Origin of the sequence: Sphingobacterium sp. UBA5789, assembly GCF_002418355.1 — a bacterium.
Classification (GTDB): Bacteria; Bacteroidota; Bacteroidia; order Sphingobacteriales; family Sphingobacteriaceae; genus Sphingobacterium.
Genome location: NZ_DIDX01000001.1, coordinates 145140 through 162256, shown reverse-complemented (window position 1 = coordinate 162256; position 17117 = coordinate 145140). Strand labels below are relative to the sequence as shown.

The 17117-nt window shown below is 38.9% G+C and carries 8 protein-coding genes and 1 tRNA gene; all 9 read right to left on the bottom strand.

Going from position 1 to position 17117, the window contains the following annotated elements:
- Positions 1 to 3: 3 nt before the first annotated feature.
- The 9 genes from B4B65_RS00715 to B4B65_RS00675 all read right to left on the bottom strand — a co-directional run bounded on the left by B4B65_RS00715 (position 4) and on the right by B4B65_RS00675 (position 17043).
- Complete coding sequence (locus tag B4B65_RS00715) at positions 4 to 3375, bottom strand: hypothetical protein (protein WP_293912457.1); 3372 nt, start codon at positions 3373 to 3375, stop codon at positions 4 to 6.
- A 353-nt stretch (positions 3376 to 3728) separates the two neighbouring features.
- Entirely contained in the window at positions 3729 to 5063 is a 1335-nt protein-coding gene (locus B4B65_RS00710) for a serine hydrolase domain-containing protein (RefSeq protein ID WP_293912456.1), read from the bottom strand.
- A gap of 194 nt (positions 5064 to 5257) precedes the next feature.
- On the bottom strand, positions 5258 to 6379 hold the full coding sequence (locus B4B65_RS00705) for a TlpA disulfide reductase family protein (protein WP_293912454.1): 1122 nt from the start codon (positions 6377 to 6379) through the stop codon (positions 5258 to 5260).
- A gap of 16 nt (positions 6380 to 6395) precedes the next feature.
- Positions 6396 to 7340 (bottom strand): DUF4465 domain-containing protein, encoded by a 945-nt coding sequence (locus B4B65_RS00700; RefSeq protein ID WP_293912452.1) that lies wholly within the window; start codon positions 7338 to 7340, stop codon positions 6396 to 6398.
- 34 nt (positions 7341 to 7374) lie between these two features.
- A complete protein-coding gene (locus B4B65_RS00695; protein ID WP_293912450.1) occupies positions 7375 to 8865 on the bottom strand; it encodes a RagB/SusD family nutrient uptake outer membrane protein in 1491 nt (496 codons plus the stop codon).
- 11 nt (positions 8866 to 8876) lie between these two features.
- Positions 8877 to 12095 (bottom strand): SusC/RagA family TonB-linked outer membrane protein, encoded by a 3219-nt coding sequence (locus B4B65_RS00690; RefSeq protein ID WP_293912447.1) that lies wholly within the window; start codon positions 12093 to 12095, stop codon positions 8877 to 8879.
- A gap of 575 nt (positions 12096 to 12670) precedes the next feature.
- Complete coding sequence (locus tag B4B65_RS00685; RefSeq protein WP_201681086.1) at positions 12671 to 15058, bottom strand: TonB-dependent receptor; 2388 nt, start codon at positions 15056 to 15058, stop codon at positions 12671 to 12673.
- A gap of 554 nt (positions 15059 to 15612) precedes the next feature.
- Positions 15613 to 16725, bottom strand: coding sequence for a glycoside hydrolase family protein (locus tag B4B65_RS00680; RefSeq protein ID WP_293912445.1), 1113 nt, complete (start codon positions 16723 to 16725; stop codon positions 15613 to 15615).
- Between the two features lie 246 nt (positions 16726 to 16971).
- Positions 16972 to 17043, bottom strand: a tRNA-Glu gene (locus B4B65_RS00675).
- Positions 17044 to 17117: the final 74 nt, after the last annotated feature.

Genomic DNA, 17117 nt, shown 5'->3' with positions numbered 1-17117 from the left:
GACTTATTGGGGGCGGTAATGGTAATGGTAGCTCTGTCTGAGCTGCTGAAACTGATCCAGAATGTGCTGCAACCGTTGCAGGCCGTCATATTGATAATACTCCGTCTGCCCTTTGGCATCGGTCTTACTTGTCATGCCGACTAAGGGTTTGTAGGTATAAGAAGTCACCTGAGACCCGGGAAGATTGGAGCGTAAAATGTCCATCTTCTGACGGATATAATCCGCTGTGACCGTTCCGCTATTCAGCGCATCGACTACACTTTGTCCACCAATGGCTGAAACGACGTCATTATAATGTGCATTGACAATTTCGGCAACAGGATACTGGCCGTTGTAACCCCAGAGGTAACTGGTCGAAAGGCTTCCGTTTTCAAGAACCTCCGACAGATTATTGAAATTATCATAAAGGATACATTCAAGTCGCTTTTCATATTGTTCATCGGGCAGGAAGGTTGTTTGCTCACCCTCCGGAAAAATAACGCCTTTTATTCGATTACTAAATTTAAAATCATTTGAAACAATGCCATTAGAATTGATCCGGAGTTCATAAATCGAATGTAAACGACTAAAGTTATCATACGTAAAGTGCTTACCTCCCAAAATTCGTTTACTTCCTCCATTTTCGACAAGCGTTACACTTTCAATTGGATTTGCAATTACATTTTTTTCAAGAAGTTTAGTTAAAAATGGAGTACTGTCAATATAATCATAGGGATAAATGAAATAATTACGTTTAACTTTTCCATCACTTGTTTGTATTTTATTCGTCCTTAGCTGACCAAAAACATCATCATATGTTGACTCCGTACTATTTGTGGTGGATATTGTAGTACCGTTAGCATCATATTCTGAGATCGTCTCTCTTGAAAGTCTGTAAACAGGGATATACAACATGAATGGAGTTTGACCAAACAAATCAGAATCAATAGATACCTGAGATGCCGCACAAGTTGGATTGACATATATCTTTGTTCTGAAAAACTTCATTACACGTAATGGATTACTGATAAGATCATACTTACGTTCAATCATCCGCTGGAGAATAAATTTCCCGGAAACATTATCCCATTTATAATAAGACTCCGATGGTGCATTTCCGATAAATACCATATTGTTTACAAACTCTTTCTGATAAGGAGAATTAGAAGAATGGAAACTATATGGAACAGCTAAGCTCAGATTTTTACTGTACCCTATTTTACCGGTTACTTCTCTTTTATTATTATACTGTATTTTTTGTACAGATTCATAATAAATATGTCTTCCGAAAATATTGGGACCAAGAATATTTGCCTGTCCTGTATACACCAGATAATTACGGTCATAGAAACAGGCACAAGGGATCATTTCTGCGCATTGATAATCAATCTTTAATTTTTGAAAATAATGGTTATCATCAACCTCTTTAAGCTCTCTAAGAACTTTTCCTTCCGAATAATTAAATTTATCCATATTAACAAGAACACCTGTATGATCAAAATTTTCAATAGTTTGAATACGTACGCCATCAGCAAAAATATTACGATTTGCAGTAGCGTGATATTTACCACTAACAGAGGCCTCAACATAGGAAGCGTTAAATAAATTATCGGAAGGTTCGTCAACAACTGTTGTTATAAGACGATAAATACGACCGTTTATCAGCGAAACCTGTAAGTTATGAGATTCTGACTGTGTATAATTAGTACTTCTATTCTTTATTATAACATTTTGATTAGTTGTCAAATCAATCAATCTGACAACCTGCATATCGGGTGGAGAGTAATATGGTCCAGGAGGTTTTAATGGTGAAAAGTAAATCTTTAAATAGCCTGTGTTATTCAGGACGTTCTCATTCACAACAAAATCTACTGTATCATGAACCGGGATCCTTTTAGATTTACCCGTTACTTTTAAATTTCCGTAAACTTTATTTAATTCTGTATTACTTTGCCCGCTATAAAAATTCGGTTCAAATGTAAATATTGTCTTTCCTCCAGTCGGATAGACAATTTCTTCCAGAATACCGGATTGAATTAAAGATGTATCTACACTTCTGTCCGATCCTCCGACATAGCGGTCTGTATCGATTCCCGGTAAAGAAAGAGGTTTTATTTTTGGTAAAAAATCAGATATCCGTCCATTATAATAGCCCCAGTAATCCTGTGCTGTTGAATTGGTTGCCGGCAATGGGTGAGACATGTCATATCTGAATCCGTATCTTTGATCATTAGATACTCCGATAGATAAAGAATTTAATTTCAATCGATAGTCAAATTGCGTAACCGGGTTATTTCCCACAAAGTAGTCGTATGAAAAGACTACCTTATTAATAATCTGCTGGTCTGCGTAAATATCAATAGAATTGAGTTGATGGCCGGGGAAATCATAACGGGGCACAGTATAGTTAAAAAGGACTTTGCCCGATTTCATTGTAATTTCCTTAATGCGCGGCTCAACCTGAGTATAATAGCTCAAATTTTGCTCATAAACCTCTCTTGGCATCCCATAATCTCTACTATCAGCCTGATATAGAAATTTCTTCACAAATGATTTTTGAACCAGCCATTCCGGTTTTACCGAAGAACCCGAAGGAAGTGAGGCATATGCAGAAACCGTTTCATATTGGTAAGCAATCGATTCACCCTTAATATTCTCAATCCGGGACAAAAACCAGGATTGGGTATAAGACTTTAATATTAATGGTATTTCCCAGGCGGAATCATCAAAAGTAACTTGAGTCGTTTCAAAAAAGTATCGGTTGCCATTAGTCGTTGTAAGCACAAATGAACTTGACTGATAAGAAGATTTGTTTATCCAATCGATTTTAATTCCGGGATCAAAATCATTGATAAATTTTCTTTTTGAGACATCATAAATAAATTTTCCACCTTCACCTGTAGGAAGTCTGAAACTAAAGACATCAGGCTCTCCATCATAGAATAAGTCCGCATATACTTGCTTTTGTTGGTTTGTCGTATAGCTGTATTTTTCTTCATAACTAACATTCAAATCAATATATCCTCGTTGTGCGTACTCATCAGGTAAGGCTCTTACTGACCGGCTAATAACTCCTCCTGAATTTAATGACCACCCCAGCCCTACAGAGGAGGCGACCTGAGAAACTTTTATTCCGGAGGCATTGTAGTCCACATCTACGTCATAAGCAAGAGATCCGGACTGTACTTTAAACAACGGAATTTTTATATCCGGAACTCCGGTATTTACACCAACATTATATTCTCCATACCTGAGAAAAGCTGCTACATCAGGGGAAGCTATCTGCGGCTTGATTTTATATTGGTCCGTCTGACCAAACAGATTAAAACTAAAAGAGAAAAAAGAATAAATTAAAATAAGACATTTAATTTTCGAAAACAGTAGCTTCAGAGACAAATTCACGGCGATTAATAATATTTAGTTTAATAAACCAGGTATTCATTGCAAAATTATATCGTGTAAAAAAAACAACAAAAGCATTATGATTACTTCACAATAAACTCACTACATTTTCTTAATAGAAAACACACAATAATTAACAATGACTGCAATTATAACAACTTTCATTCAAAATTTAAAAATTAAATCACATTAATAAATTACTTAATCGATCTTTAACAAATCGACAAACTTACAGAATTGGAAATTTGATTTTATTTATATATAAGAGCCTAATTATCAGAAGTAAATTAAGGCAAAAAAAAAGAGACTTCATCAGAAACCTCTTCTTGTATACTTAAATTAGCCCTTTACTTAGCAGGTTCTGCTTTTAGGCGTTTGAAATTGACTTCATTAGAACCCTGGCGATAGAACATACTATCCTGAGCCGGGGAAAAATCCATATAGATTTGAGCCGCCTCAAACATAAACTTGTCCTCTTTATAACAGGTTAACGGAAATGCGCCCTGACCGTCGGCCTGACCGTACAGCTCTCCCTCTTCCTGGAAAATCTTTATTTTGAGTGGAAAATCTGCAGATGAATACAGTCCTTCATACTGCTTTAACTGTTCCGGAGAAAGTTTCAGAACATTGGTTTCAAATTCTGGTAATTTAAGTTCAGGATCATAGATAGCACCCAGAATAGCGATATAGACAGCATTATGCTCATACCGCTGACCGTTAATTGTAATAGAAATAGCTATCTTATCATCCACATTGTATCCGGCGAGGGTGTGGGTACCATAGGTATCTCCTCCATGCCCCAAAAAGACATTCTTCTTATAAGGAATATACATAAATCCCTTTCCAAAACCATTATTATCTTTACCTGCTTTCATTTTTTCGAGCGTTTCCTTTTTCAGCAACTTACCTGCGAACAGCCCTTCAAGGAAATTGTTCAGATCCCGTGGAGTAGCCAGAATATCTCCCACACCAATAATATTCTGAGGATAAAAATCCGGAACCTCAATCCATTCATTAACATACTTGTAAGGCCGGAAATAGTTATTATTATAACTGTCAAAAGATCTGAAATCCTTTAATTTTAATGGTTTGACAATCTCTTTTTCAACGATCTTTGCGTAAGGTTTCTTATAGCATTTTTCTATGATCTTCGTTAATAAATAGAATCCTGAATTTGAATACCGCATGTCGGTTCCGGGCTCAAAAAGAGGTTTTCCATGTCGTATAACATTCAAGATAGAATCCACAGATCTTTTTTCTGTTAGCCAGGGTTCCCCCTCTCCAATATTTGTATAATCTCCCAAACCACTATTATGACTGAGAATCTGACTTAAATGAATCTTATCTGCATTGGGAATATCAGGAAAATAGGTGCTCAGCTTTTCCTCTAAATTTAACTTATCTTGTTCAACCAATTTCCAGAAAAGAACAGAAGTTACCAGTTTAGTCACAGAACCTATCTGGTAGCTTGTATGTTCATCAAAGGTTAGATCCTTGACTTTTGACTGTCCGAAACTTCGGTTATACACTTCCTTTCCATCTTTGTAGATAGATACGTTTCCAATCCCCTGATTGTAGTGTTCGATATGATTGAGAACTGAATCTAATCTTTCTTTTCGGATAGTCTGCCCTCCGCAAACAGAACCTATCAGAACGAAGGTCAGTAAGAGTAGTGATTTCATATATGATTTTGTTTTTCAGCTTAATAATTGTCAGCAATTTAATAATAAAATATAAGCTCCCAATTTTTCAGTAAGTAAAAATTAAATTAACCGTCAATCCAGGTTGAAACAGTAAAATGAGGCGATATATAAGAAAGGGTCGCCTGATTATAAGCGACCCTGACTTTACTTTGTTATGAGTTATAATGTTCTTCTTAAGGTTTTAAAACTTCTGCCAGTTTTTTCTCCAGGTCAGCTCCTCTTAAATTTTTAGCAATAATTCTTCCTTCCGGATCCAATAGAAAGTTTGAAGGAATTGCACGGATACCGTACTGTGTGGAGACATCATTTTTCCAGCCTTTCAGATCTGATAATTGAGCCCATTCCTGAAGATTATCATCTTTAATTGCTTTAAGCCATGCTGCTTTACCTTTTTCATCATCCAGGGAGATTCCGATAATGGTAAAACCCTTATTCTTAAAAGTGTGAAATGCTTTTACAACATTGGGGTTTTCAGCTCTACATGGGCCACACCAGCTTGCCCAGAAATCTAAAAGAACGTATTTTCCTCTGTACTCCTCCAGCTTAACAACTTTCCCCGATGTATCCTGCTGACTGAAAGCAGGAGCGACACTGCCCAATCCTAAAGCTTTTTGCAACAACAGCTGTTCCAGGTATTTTTTTCCTGCAGTACTGTTTTTAACTTCAGCAGAGAGCTTTTCGTAAAGAGGATAGATATCATTGTATTCCGGCGAATAACCACCAATCGCCTGCACAATATCCAGCGCAATAGGAGTATTCGGATATGTAGTTAAAAAGTCTTGCCTGATCACCTTACGCTTCTGGCTGATATCCTTATTTGTTTCATCAATCTTATTCTTTACAGCCAAAGACTCTCTCTCCGTTTCAGATAATCCCCTGTACCATTCATACAGTTTAGTCTGTTCGTCATTATGAGGTTTAAGTAATGCATTTAATTTCTGATCATCGGTATTAACTGCACCTCCTGTAACCGTTGCATTAGTTATGGAATCCTTGCTGGCTAGTGTAATCTTACCTTCCTCCAGATAAAATGGAATTGCATAACGGTAAGCCTGTCTCAGGGTAGACCCCACCAGAAGATGTGCTTTCGTGGGACCATCAACCTCTCCTGAAAATATAAATTTACCTTGCGGATCAATTTGCACCGAATCAGCCTCATTACCTTTAAGCAGATACGCTTTATATTCCTTCTTTACTGCGGGAATATGGCCTTGAACTTCAAATTTCGAAACCTGCGCCTGTACTGCAATGGGAGCAAGTACTAAAAGCAGGATTTGTTTTGTGATTTTTCTCATGATTATATAAACTAAATTAGTGTTGAATTCTTAAACCGTCTAATGCAAAATATGGCGGACTTAGCAGAGCCTGATTATTATCCTTATAATTTCCGTCAATAGTAAAAAGTATTTTATCTACACGACCCAGGGACTGCAGATCTACTCTGGTCCAGTTGGAGCGGACAATCTCTACTGTGGGATTCTGGCTGTCCCCTCCTTTTGTGGTTGCCAGATAAAAAGTAGTCGTTCCGGTGTGGGAACCATTCAGATAGCCTGTTATCAGCAAACGAATATAAGTAGGCGTTTTGCTTAATGCAGTCGTTCCCGCCAACCGGATAAGATCTTTTCCGGCTAACGTCGGAAGACGCCACCGACCATAATCTGCTGTGGAAGTACTGGATACATTCGGATTTCTGACTTTTGTACCATCCAGTTTATACTGTTGACTGCCGGCATCTAACGTCCCTGAATAGACAGATCCATAATTTGCCAGCAGGTAAGTATAAGTCGTGTTAGCGATCAGTACATGCTCCGCTACTACCGGAGCATCAAAAGAAAGAAAAGCCTGATCATCCTGCGCATGTCCGATAAGGTAGGTTTCAGTCCGGTTAGGCGTAGTTGTGTAAACGCTAAAAATTGTTGAATCAATTGCGCTTCTTCGTAATTCTGCTGATACACCTGATGATGGCGTAAAATCCGGACTTAATACCCAGGGATAAGAACGGTAGTTTCGGTTGGATAACGCAAATCCGCTGAAATCGTTATTACCCTTTTTCTGAACATTTACCTGCACAAATCCTGTAGATTCAGCTCCTGCACGATAAGGCGCATCCGGAATACGACTGGAAAATCTATCAAGTGTAATCTCATTGAATGTAATATCTTCCGGATAAGGTATTAAAACCTCTTTGACCTCGTCTTTGCAGGATGCAATACCTGTAGTAAGTGAGAGCCAGATAAGCGATTTGATTATATTCATCTTTTTCATATAAATAATTAAATAGAGGGGTCAATTAATCTTGTCCCGGATTTTGGATAGCTGACGGGTTATTAATAATCTCTGAATTTGGGATAGGCCAGGAAGAACGCGTTATGTCAAATGTCAATCCGTCTTTAATTGCTACAATCCAGGGCTGATTATCTTTTTTAAAGCGAATACTGGCAAAGAATTCACTGCCATTTTCCAGGCACAGTTCTAAAAATATTTCTTTAAAAATAGCATCATATAGCTGCTCCTGATTGAGTGGACTAAGGCTTTTGAAAGCCTGTGCAGATCGTTTCTGACGAAGTTCATTGATTGGCGCAATAGCTTGCGACACACTAGCTCCCGTACGGGCCAGTAGTTCGGATTTGAGCAAATAGAGTTCTGCAAAGCGGAAGTAATAAGTTGCATACTTTTCATCAACAGGCGAATTGACTTTCCCCTGATAACTTCCCAGGCGTGCTAACTTCTTAAAGGTATAGCGAAAAGTATTGTCCCATGTCTCCGGAGCTCTGACCTCTCCGGTAGCAATAGACCAGCGCGGATCGCCCGCGAACCAGTCAGTACCATAGCGCAGACCTGCCGTTAATGATCCTCCCGGAGCTAATGGCAGTGTATTTCCCTGATAGATAATCCCGTAGGTATACCAGTATCCTCCTGCGGAAGTACGGGAACCATCGTCTTCTAAATATTTTACAAAAAGGTTTTCGGGTGACTCCCAGGACCGCTGGTATACTTGTGCAAGATCACTTTGAAGCTGAAATTTGGCATTCGTTTGCTCCAAAACACTGTTAACCAGAGTCAACGCCTGTCTGAGAGGTTCTGTTTCATTACGGTAACCTGCACGATATAAGATAGATTTTGCCTTAAGTATTTGTGCAAACTGCCTTGAAATATAGCGTGGAGTATCAAAGTCCGGAGCATGTTGAATGGCAAAATCAAGATCTTCATTAATATGCCTGTAGCTTTCACCAACAGTTATACGCGGAGCATTCACATTGTCCAATGCTGCAGGTTTGTCCCGATAAATCAGCCCGTAAGGACTTTCATCTTCTGCCCACCAGTAGCCAAAATTCCAGAGGATATTAAGATTGATCCATGCTCGTACTGCCTTAGCTTCACCAAGCAGAGCATTTCGTTGGGCAGTATTGGCAAAAGCAGATTCAGGAAGAGCCTCAATACCCGTTATAGCAAAATTAGCAGAATTCAGACTACGGTAAAAAGCACTCCAGACAGCCGATCCTCCGGGCGTCTCCTGCGTATAGGACAGATTGTAGTCAGCTACACCTGAAAAATTTACAAATCCAGCTTTGGTTGCTTGTGCCACATATAGCGCTCCGGACCAATTATCATTACGGAAAGTCGAATATATGCCATTCACAGCTGCTTTTGCTTTATCATAACTTGTGATGGCATTGGATTCCGTGAGTGCAAACCTGGGCTGCTGATCCAAATATTTTTCACAACTGATAAGCAATGTAAATACGGAAATCAAAAGAATATGAAGGTTGAATTTTTTCATAAGTATTATTTTTATCTAAAAGTGAGTTTCACACCTAAATTAAACGTGCGTGCTGCAGGATATGCACTGTTATCTGTTCCCATCCCGGTACCGATGCTTGAACTGGACCAGTTGCCCTGCGGATCAAATCCGGGATAGGAAGTAAAAGTCAGGAGATTAGTCGCCTGGAATGTTAAATCTATTCCTTGTACCAGAGAATTGGCGAGTGATTTTTGAGGTATTCTGTAGCTTAGATTAAGAGCACTGAGCCGGATGTAAGAAGCGTCATATAACCAAAAATCGGAGAAAGTACCATTAGCTCCGTCTCCGTACTGCGTCATGCGAGGAATAGTTGCAGAGTAGGGATCTAACAGCGTTGCACTTTGTCCTGCGATCTTATTACTATGGTTGTAATTCCCTACATAGCCGACATCTTCAAGAGGCATACTCCACAGTCTTTTCTGACCGTAAGCATAGGTAAAAGTAGCATTGGCATAGAAATTTTTGTAAATGGCGGTAAGACCAAATCCACCAAAATATTTGGGTTCAGCGCTTCCTAAAAAAACCTTGTCTTCTGTATTAATGATACCATCTCCATTCTGGTCTTTAAAATACAGATCACCAATACTTTCCTGTGCACTTCTGTAATATTGTTTGGCACCTGTGGCACTCGTCCCCTGTAAAGCTATAATTTCTTCCTGTGTGACAAACAGCCGGTTATAGGTTTCATAACCAAACCATTGTCCTGTCCTTTCTCCTTCTTTGACCACGATATTACCAAAATTCAGCTCCGATGCTGTTCCGTTAATTTTCAAAACCTTCCCTTTGTTACTGGCAATGTTTGCATCAGCCGTTAATGTAAAATCCGGACGCTTAATAATATCATACCTTATATCAAACTCCAATCCTTCATTTTTAATAGATGCTACATTAGAACTAATAGTACTGAAGGATGAACTGGTTGGAAGTGGTTTGGAGTAAATAAGATCGTCAGATTTTTTAGAATAATAACCAAATGATCCGCGAAGTCTTTCCCTGAATAAACCAAAATCAAGCCCGACATCGACCATCTTGGTTTCTTCCCATTTGAGTTCTAAATTACCGATAGAAGACGGACTGATCGCGGGACTTTCGTTATATCTTGCGGAACCGATGTAAGTTTGCCAACCATAATTACCAAGGTTTTGGGAACCGGCTGTTCCTATAGACCCTCTTAATTTAAGATAAGAGATCTTGTCTTTTACAGCGGTATTTTTAAAGAAGGATTCTTCATGAATCAGGTATGCAACTGATCCTGAAGGAAAGATTCCCCAACGATTATTGGGACCAAAGCGGGACGAACCGTCTCTTCTTAAGCTTCCCCCAATAATGTAGCGATCTTTAAATTTATACTGAAGTCTGGAGAACTGGGAAACCAAAGCATAGGCGGTATAATCTTCTGTCAGGGCTCCCCTGTTTGCTCCCGAACTGAAATTATTGAGAATATCATCATCAGGGAAATTGCTGGCCGCCATCCCAAAGCTGGTTAAGCCTGTTTTTTCGAATGAATATCCAAGTAATGCCAGTATATCATGATCTCCATGTTGCCTGGAATAATTAAGCGTATTTTCCCAAACTTGAGAATTTGTTTTCTGATACTGCCAATTGCGGCTTCCATCATAATTAAAAGTACTGCCCCGGCGCATATACCTTAGCGACTCATTGTTGATATAGTTTGCCGTATAAGCCGTTCTCAAAAGAAAATGTTCCCAAAAATTCACTTCCAGAAAAGTCGTGGCATTGAAGTTTTTATTTTCTCCATTTTGTGTATTCAATAAAGTCGTATAAGGATTTTCAGTGTAAGGATCCCTGGTGAAAAGAGTTCCGTCCTCATTGTAAACAGGAATATCCGGTCTTATTTTTTTTATGACGTTAAGCATATAATCTTTATCGTCCGTATTTCGGGAGGAAGCATTTATTTGCAGACCAAATTTTATCCCCTTACGAATTCTTGCCTCAAGATTTGCCCGACCTCCGTAAAGTCGGTTTTTACCTGATTGGATAACCCCATAGTAATTTTGGTTATTGAGCGAAACATAATAGACCACATCCTGTGTTCCTCCCCGCAAGGAGAGCGTATGGGTATGGTTCCAGGGCGATTGGGTCATCTCTTTTAGCCAATTGGTATTCCCGTCATAATATGCTCCGGGTAGTATACGAAGGTCCGATTGGTCATATTCGCTCGTTCGCAGTTTAAAAAAGGCCTGTTCATCCAGATATAAACGTGTGAAATAATCGAAAGCTCCTCTGCTGATAACTTCTTCACGTGCAGCCCTATCCGCAAAATCTATATACTGCGGAGCATCAAAATAGGAGTACTCATTGAAGTTTTGAGTTTGCAGCCCCAATCGGGAGGAAACCTCAATCGTGGGCACCTGACCTTGCTTTCCTTTTTTTGTTGTGACAAGGACTACGCCATTTGAAGCTCTTGAACCATAAAGTGCTGTGGCAGAAGCATCTTTCAAGATATCAACACTCTCCACATCTTCCAGATTCAAGTTGTAAAGAGTGTTTGCCACATTTCCCGATGTATTATTAGAATAATCCGGTACACCATCGATAACCCAAAGCGGTTGATTATTGCCGGTCAGGGAAGATGCCCCCCGAATGATTACACTGACGGGTGATGTTGGAGAAGCAGATTGAATCGCAACGTTGACACCGGCTGCTCTTCCCTGAAGAAGGCTCTGAATATTAGCACCCATAGGTGCATTTTTCAGATCAGCCTCCGTAAGCCGGGTTAGTGATCCCGTTATATCTTTTGCCTTGGAGCGCCCATAAGCAACAACAACAGTCTCTTCCAGTGAGTTTTGAAGAACCTGCATGTTGATCTCAATACGCTCCTGGATATTTCGAAGGGGATAATGGACAGTTTCAAATCCAACATAAGAAATCGTTAACTGATCTCCTTTGACAGAGGGTATTTCAAAATTTCCAACGGCATCCGAGTGTGCGATAATACCTGTGATTTTAGATTTAATGGTAGCCCCGCTTATAGGACGTCTTGATTCGTCAAGAATTTTTCCGCGGATAAGTGTCCGCTGATCTGATTCCGGTAAACCAACAATAGCAGGCAGGAGTAAGAATCGACTTTTTTTAGTAGCAAGATTATGATTTTCAGAAGAATAAGCAACACTTATGGACAAACTAAACAATACCAAAAGTATCTTCAGCCAGGCACAAGTGTATGTATAGAAACGAATGTATTTCATTAAGATTAAAGTTTAAGTAAGCAAGAGGATGTTTAGCAGTAACTAAACTTTTGTTTTTTTGGATAAGGATAATGCGTTAGCATCTACCTCTTTGTGGATGTAGTATGTGATGTGCCAGGGGGCACATTCGAAATATTATAAAATGTTTTTTATAGGGCATTAGACGTTAGATTATTGTTAATTGCCCTGCAAATATATTACAATATCTATAAAAACTATAGACTTTATAGATATTTATTGTTTCAGAGATCTATAATAACGAATAAACAGCTGATTTAATGAACTTTATAAATTTAAATTTTTTCTAAATAAATACTGATTACATGAAGATTTTAACCCTATATTCTTCTTTTACTAAAGAATTATTGCTCATTTATGAATTAAATCAGCCGGTTTGTTTTCAACGCTTCGCTGCCTTAAAATGGAAAACTTCAGGAAATATCTGCAGGTTTGCAGATTTATATGGAGATCAATAACAGGGAATAATTAGTAAAGCTTCCGAAACAAAGGAAGAAATAATCCGGATCTCTGTCTACAGACATGAGATGTCAGCAATACAGAGATCCGGAGAAAATTTAAAATTTATACGCAACGCTTGCCATAAAATTAAACGGCTTTTGCGGTCTGGCATAATAGCCGTCACTTACCCAGTATTGTTTATCAAGGATATTATTTGCTTTAATACGAAAACTATATTTTGGCCTGTTGTAGAACAGCGTCGCATCCAGCAAGTTATAGGCTCCCAAAGTAAATGTATTTGCAGCATCCAGATATGCTTTTGAAATATAGGAATTTCCGACGCCAAGCCCCAGTCCTTTCAACTGTCCGCTAGTCAGCGCATAACTTGCCCAGACATTGATAACATGTTCAGGAGTACCCAATGCCCGTTTACCTACATTTGTCCCACTTACAAATTCATTATCATTATATCCATAACTTGCCACATAATTAAAACCCGTAAAAGGTTTACCTATTAACTCCACTTCAAGACCTTTACTGCTCTGTGTTCCATCTTGTACAGTATAATTCTTACCATCCCGCGCCTCTGTACGCAGACTATTTGTAACGTCAATATCGTAATAACTCACTGTTGCATTGAACACATCGGACAACTCGACTTTGAACCCTCCTTCCAGCTGATTTGCCCATTGCGGTTTAAATACCGAAACAACTCCATCCGGCTGCAAACGGTTCGGCACATTCTTGAAGCCGTTCATGTAATTAGCAAATAAGGAGACTTTTTCTTTCCATACATTGTACACCAATCCAAACTTAGGGGAAAGGGCTGTTTGGTTATAATTCCCGGTCTGTACTCTTGTCAGTGTATTGGTCGTCCCTTCACTGATAAACCGGTCTACACGCAGACTTGCCATCGCCAGTAACCGATCTGTCACATTAAATACATCAGATACATAGGCACTGTAACTTGCTTCTTTGGTCACATTCTGCCCCGTATTTCGTCCTGCCAGAACTGCACTGACATTCTCTATCCGAATCACAGGTGTCGCCGGAAGATTGTATAACTGTGCAGGTGCAAATACCGGTGTTCCATAACCTAAACCATCGTAACGTGTTTTTCTATAGTTAGACATATAGTCAAATCCGACAACCAATCTGTTTCGGAACTTTCCGATAAGAAAATCTCCAATGAAATTCTGCTGAAAGTTTTTACGTGCAGACTCTTCGTCTGTAAAAACACGTAATGTCCTGTCCACCAGACTATCTGTCTTCCAGATCATATCAAAAATATAAAGATCATCGTATCCTCCACTTCCCCAGGCATATTTAGTCTGCGAAAGCCATTTATCTGAAATTTTATAATCTGCCTGAAACAAGACGTTGCTGGAAGATTGTTTACTAACTAATGAATTGTCGTTAAGAGACTGCCGATAGTCCAGATGAAGCTGGTCAAAACTTGTTTTCCCGAGCTTGGAATCGATCATCCAACCCGCCGGAGTGATGCCACGAACAGCATAAAAATCAGCATCAAGTGTCAGTTTCAGCCGGTCATTGACCTGATAGGAAAGACTGGGGGCAATAAGTACTGTTCCGTTATTTCCCTGATCCTGGAAAGAATTCTCTTTTTGACGTGCCAGATTCAATCTGAATAATACGCCGTCTCCAATCTTAACAGGTGTGTTAATATCAGCTGTTAACCGGTTCATATCCCAGCTTCCTACCGTATAACTTACCTCTCCGCCAAAAGTCTCATATGGTTTTTTTGTAATGTAGTTAACAATACCGCCAAAGGAAGTCATCTGTGCCCCAAATAATGTTGATGTTGGACCTTTGATAGTTTCCACCCGCTCTACTTCAGCCAGGTCGATTCCTGTGCGTAAGTAGGTGGCCATACCATTTCTAAAGTTTTCACTGGTCTGAAACCCTCTGGAAAAGAAAGAAGGCATTCCGGCTCCGGTCTTGGATGGCGCAGCTCCTGGTACATTTCTAAATGATTCTTCCAGAGTCAGTGCCATCTGTTCTTTGATTAATTCCTTATCCACCACACTGTAAACCTGAGAATTTTCCAGATTTTTAAGTGGTAACCGTGCTACATAATCACTCTCCTTTTTAGAAGTGATGATATATTTTTGTCCGATAATAAGAATTTCATCCAATGTCTTGCCGTCTGCTGACAGAACAAAATCGGCGATCTTTTTTTCTCCGTCTGCAAGCTGCACAGTCTGAGATTGCTCCGGCAACCCCACAAAACTTACGGTAATAATGTAGGTTCCGGCCTCCATATTTTCAAATGTATAGCGGCCATCTTTATCGACACTTATACTTCTTCCACCGGAAAGTTTTACTGTACTGTATGCTGCAGATTTACCATCTGTTGTGGAGACCCGACCAGTAATAATGCCGCTTCTGTTCTCCTGGGCATTGATATTCCCGGAACAGATCATGAAGAATAATATTTGGAAAAGAAGGAGTAGTGATTTACTGTTTTTTAAAGAATGATACATTTTTGTTTTTGGTTATGTGTAAGTATTAGATTGAACTATATGATTAATTATCTATCAGGTCATACGTTGCCATCATAATACCTCTACCCTAACTATATTATCCAAACGAGAATAACTGTATAACCTGAAAAACAAAACAAAAATAGAAGCAATACGCTTGCTATCAGCATGTTAATTGCTCTGACTCTATTAATTATTTGAATGTGTTTTCATTTATATATATTAAGTCTAAATAAAAACAACAGCAAATGTATTTTCAAAATATTGAAATACCAAATCTTTTTAATAAATCTTAAATAGCAGATGGAGAGTATATACTTTTATAGTATAAGTGTTGGTTAGATTACACTCTGTTTTGAATACATAACAGATATAGCAAATTAAGTTCATTTGCTTTCTAATCTGTGATAGGAAGATTTATATAGAAGTTGTTCAGTTTTTCTGCCCGGCTAAAAAGCCCTCGTCCGCCTCAACTGCAGAAAAATCGAAAAGGGGCTTCTTTTGTTTTTCGCTGAATTACAAGAGCCATAGTTTGTTTAATTCCAGATTAATCACTATTTCAGAGGTATGACCATATTCCATGTACGGTCAAAACTGTAGGAACCATTCCCGCTGCCTGTCGCTGCAAAAAGGTGAGTTGGCTTCCCGTCTTCAAATAATAAAAACGGCCTTTCGAAATTCGCCTGAACTGTTTCAGTTCCGTCATCCCATCGGATTTTTTTGGAATATGCTTTTACAGGAGTAGAAAGCTCCCAATTGACCCCGTCACGCGAGGAAGCATGAATGCCACCGCCTTCTTCACCGCATATATGCCCGAATCTGTCTTTCATGATTAGTTCATAGGATTTTCCATTCCACCATACAAAAGGATCTTCTACATCGTTGGCTTTATTTTTCAGGGAATGAAATGAAAATATTGGATGATCAGATATCCTGTTGTAAGGGCCTTTAAAAGTTTTTGCCATTGCAGCACCCAAAAGCAAAGGTGGATTATGATCTGCCGGAGAGGATTTATAAACAAGGTAAATGCTTTTATCTGGTAATACTACAGGAGAGGGGTTTGAGGTAATCGAAGCATCCCATTTTCCCGGCCGAGGAGATAATATGGGAGAATCTGACCGCGTCCATGGACCTTTTATGGATTTGGAATAAGCCATTCCTATCCTTTTGTTCATCCAGGCTTTATGTGCCACTCCGTTGCTCCATACGTCTTCATCATACTGAGGGGCCGGATCGCTGTAAGTATTTCCAAAATAATAGAGTACATAGTATCCATCCGTTTTTATGATGCGTGGATTGTGTGTAGTACAGCCATCAAAATATTCTTTTCCTCTCGCAGGCAGTACAACTTCGACAAATTCATATGGCCCTTCGGGAGTGTCCGATACAGCTCTCACCACTTCAGAATTGGTAACCCAATTTCCAAATCCATATTTTTTACTCCATCTTGAAGCAAACATATGATATTTTCCATCTTCCCCTTTTATCACTGACGGATCCCATATCCAGTAATCATTCATAGCGAAACCACCACCTTTTGGAGCAGGTAAAAGTTTATCAATAAATGCATCTTCTTTGTTAAAGAGAAATATTCCGTCTTTCTGCATGGACAGAAAAAGGGGGACACCGGCCATTGTTTTCAAAAAGTTCTTTCGAGAAATATTCATTTTTGATTATTAAAAAATAAAGACCCTACTGCAAAATAAAAACTACATTTAATAACCTGCTTTTCTACAGATCGTATAATAACGTATTTAAATATCAGGTTTTTTTCAAAATAATCAATTACTTTTTAGATCTATAGGTTTTATCATACGAATGAATGTAACTGCAAATTCTATCTTTCAGGTAAATAACAGATTACCCCAAAATAAAAACAGGACAAATGAAATATATTCATTTGTCCTGTTTAGTAGCCCGTAGGGGAATCGAACCCCTGTTTCAAGAATGAAAATCTTGCGTCCTAACCCCTAGACGAACGGGCCATTATTTTTTTGGTGATGCAAATATAAGAGGATTTTTATTGCTTCCAAAATATTTTTCTCAGTCGCAACGTAAG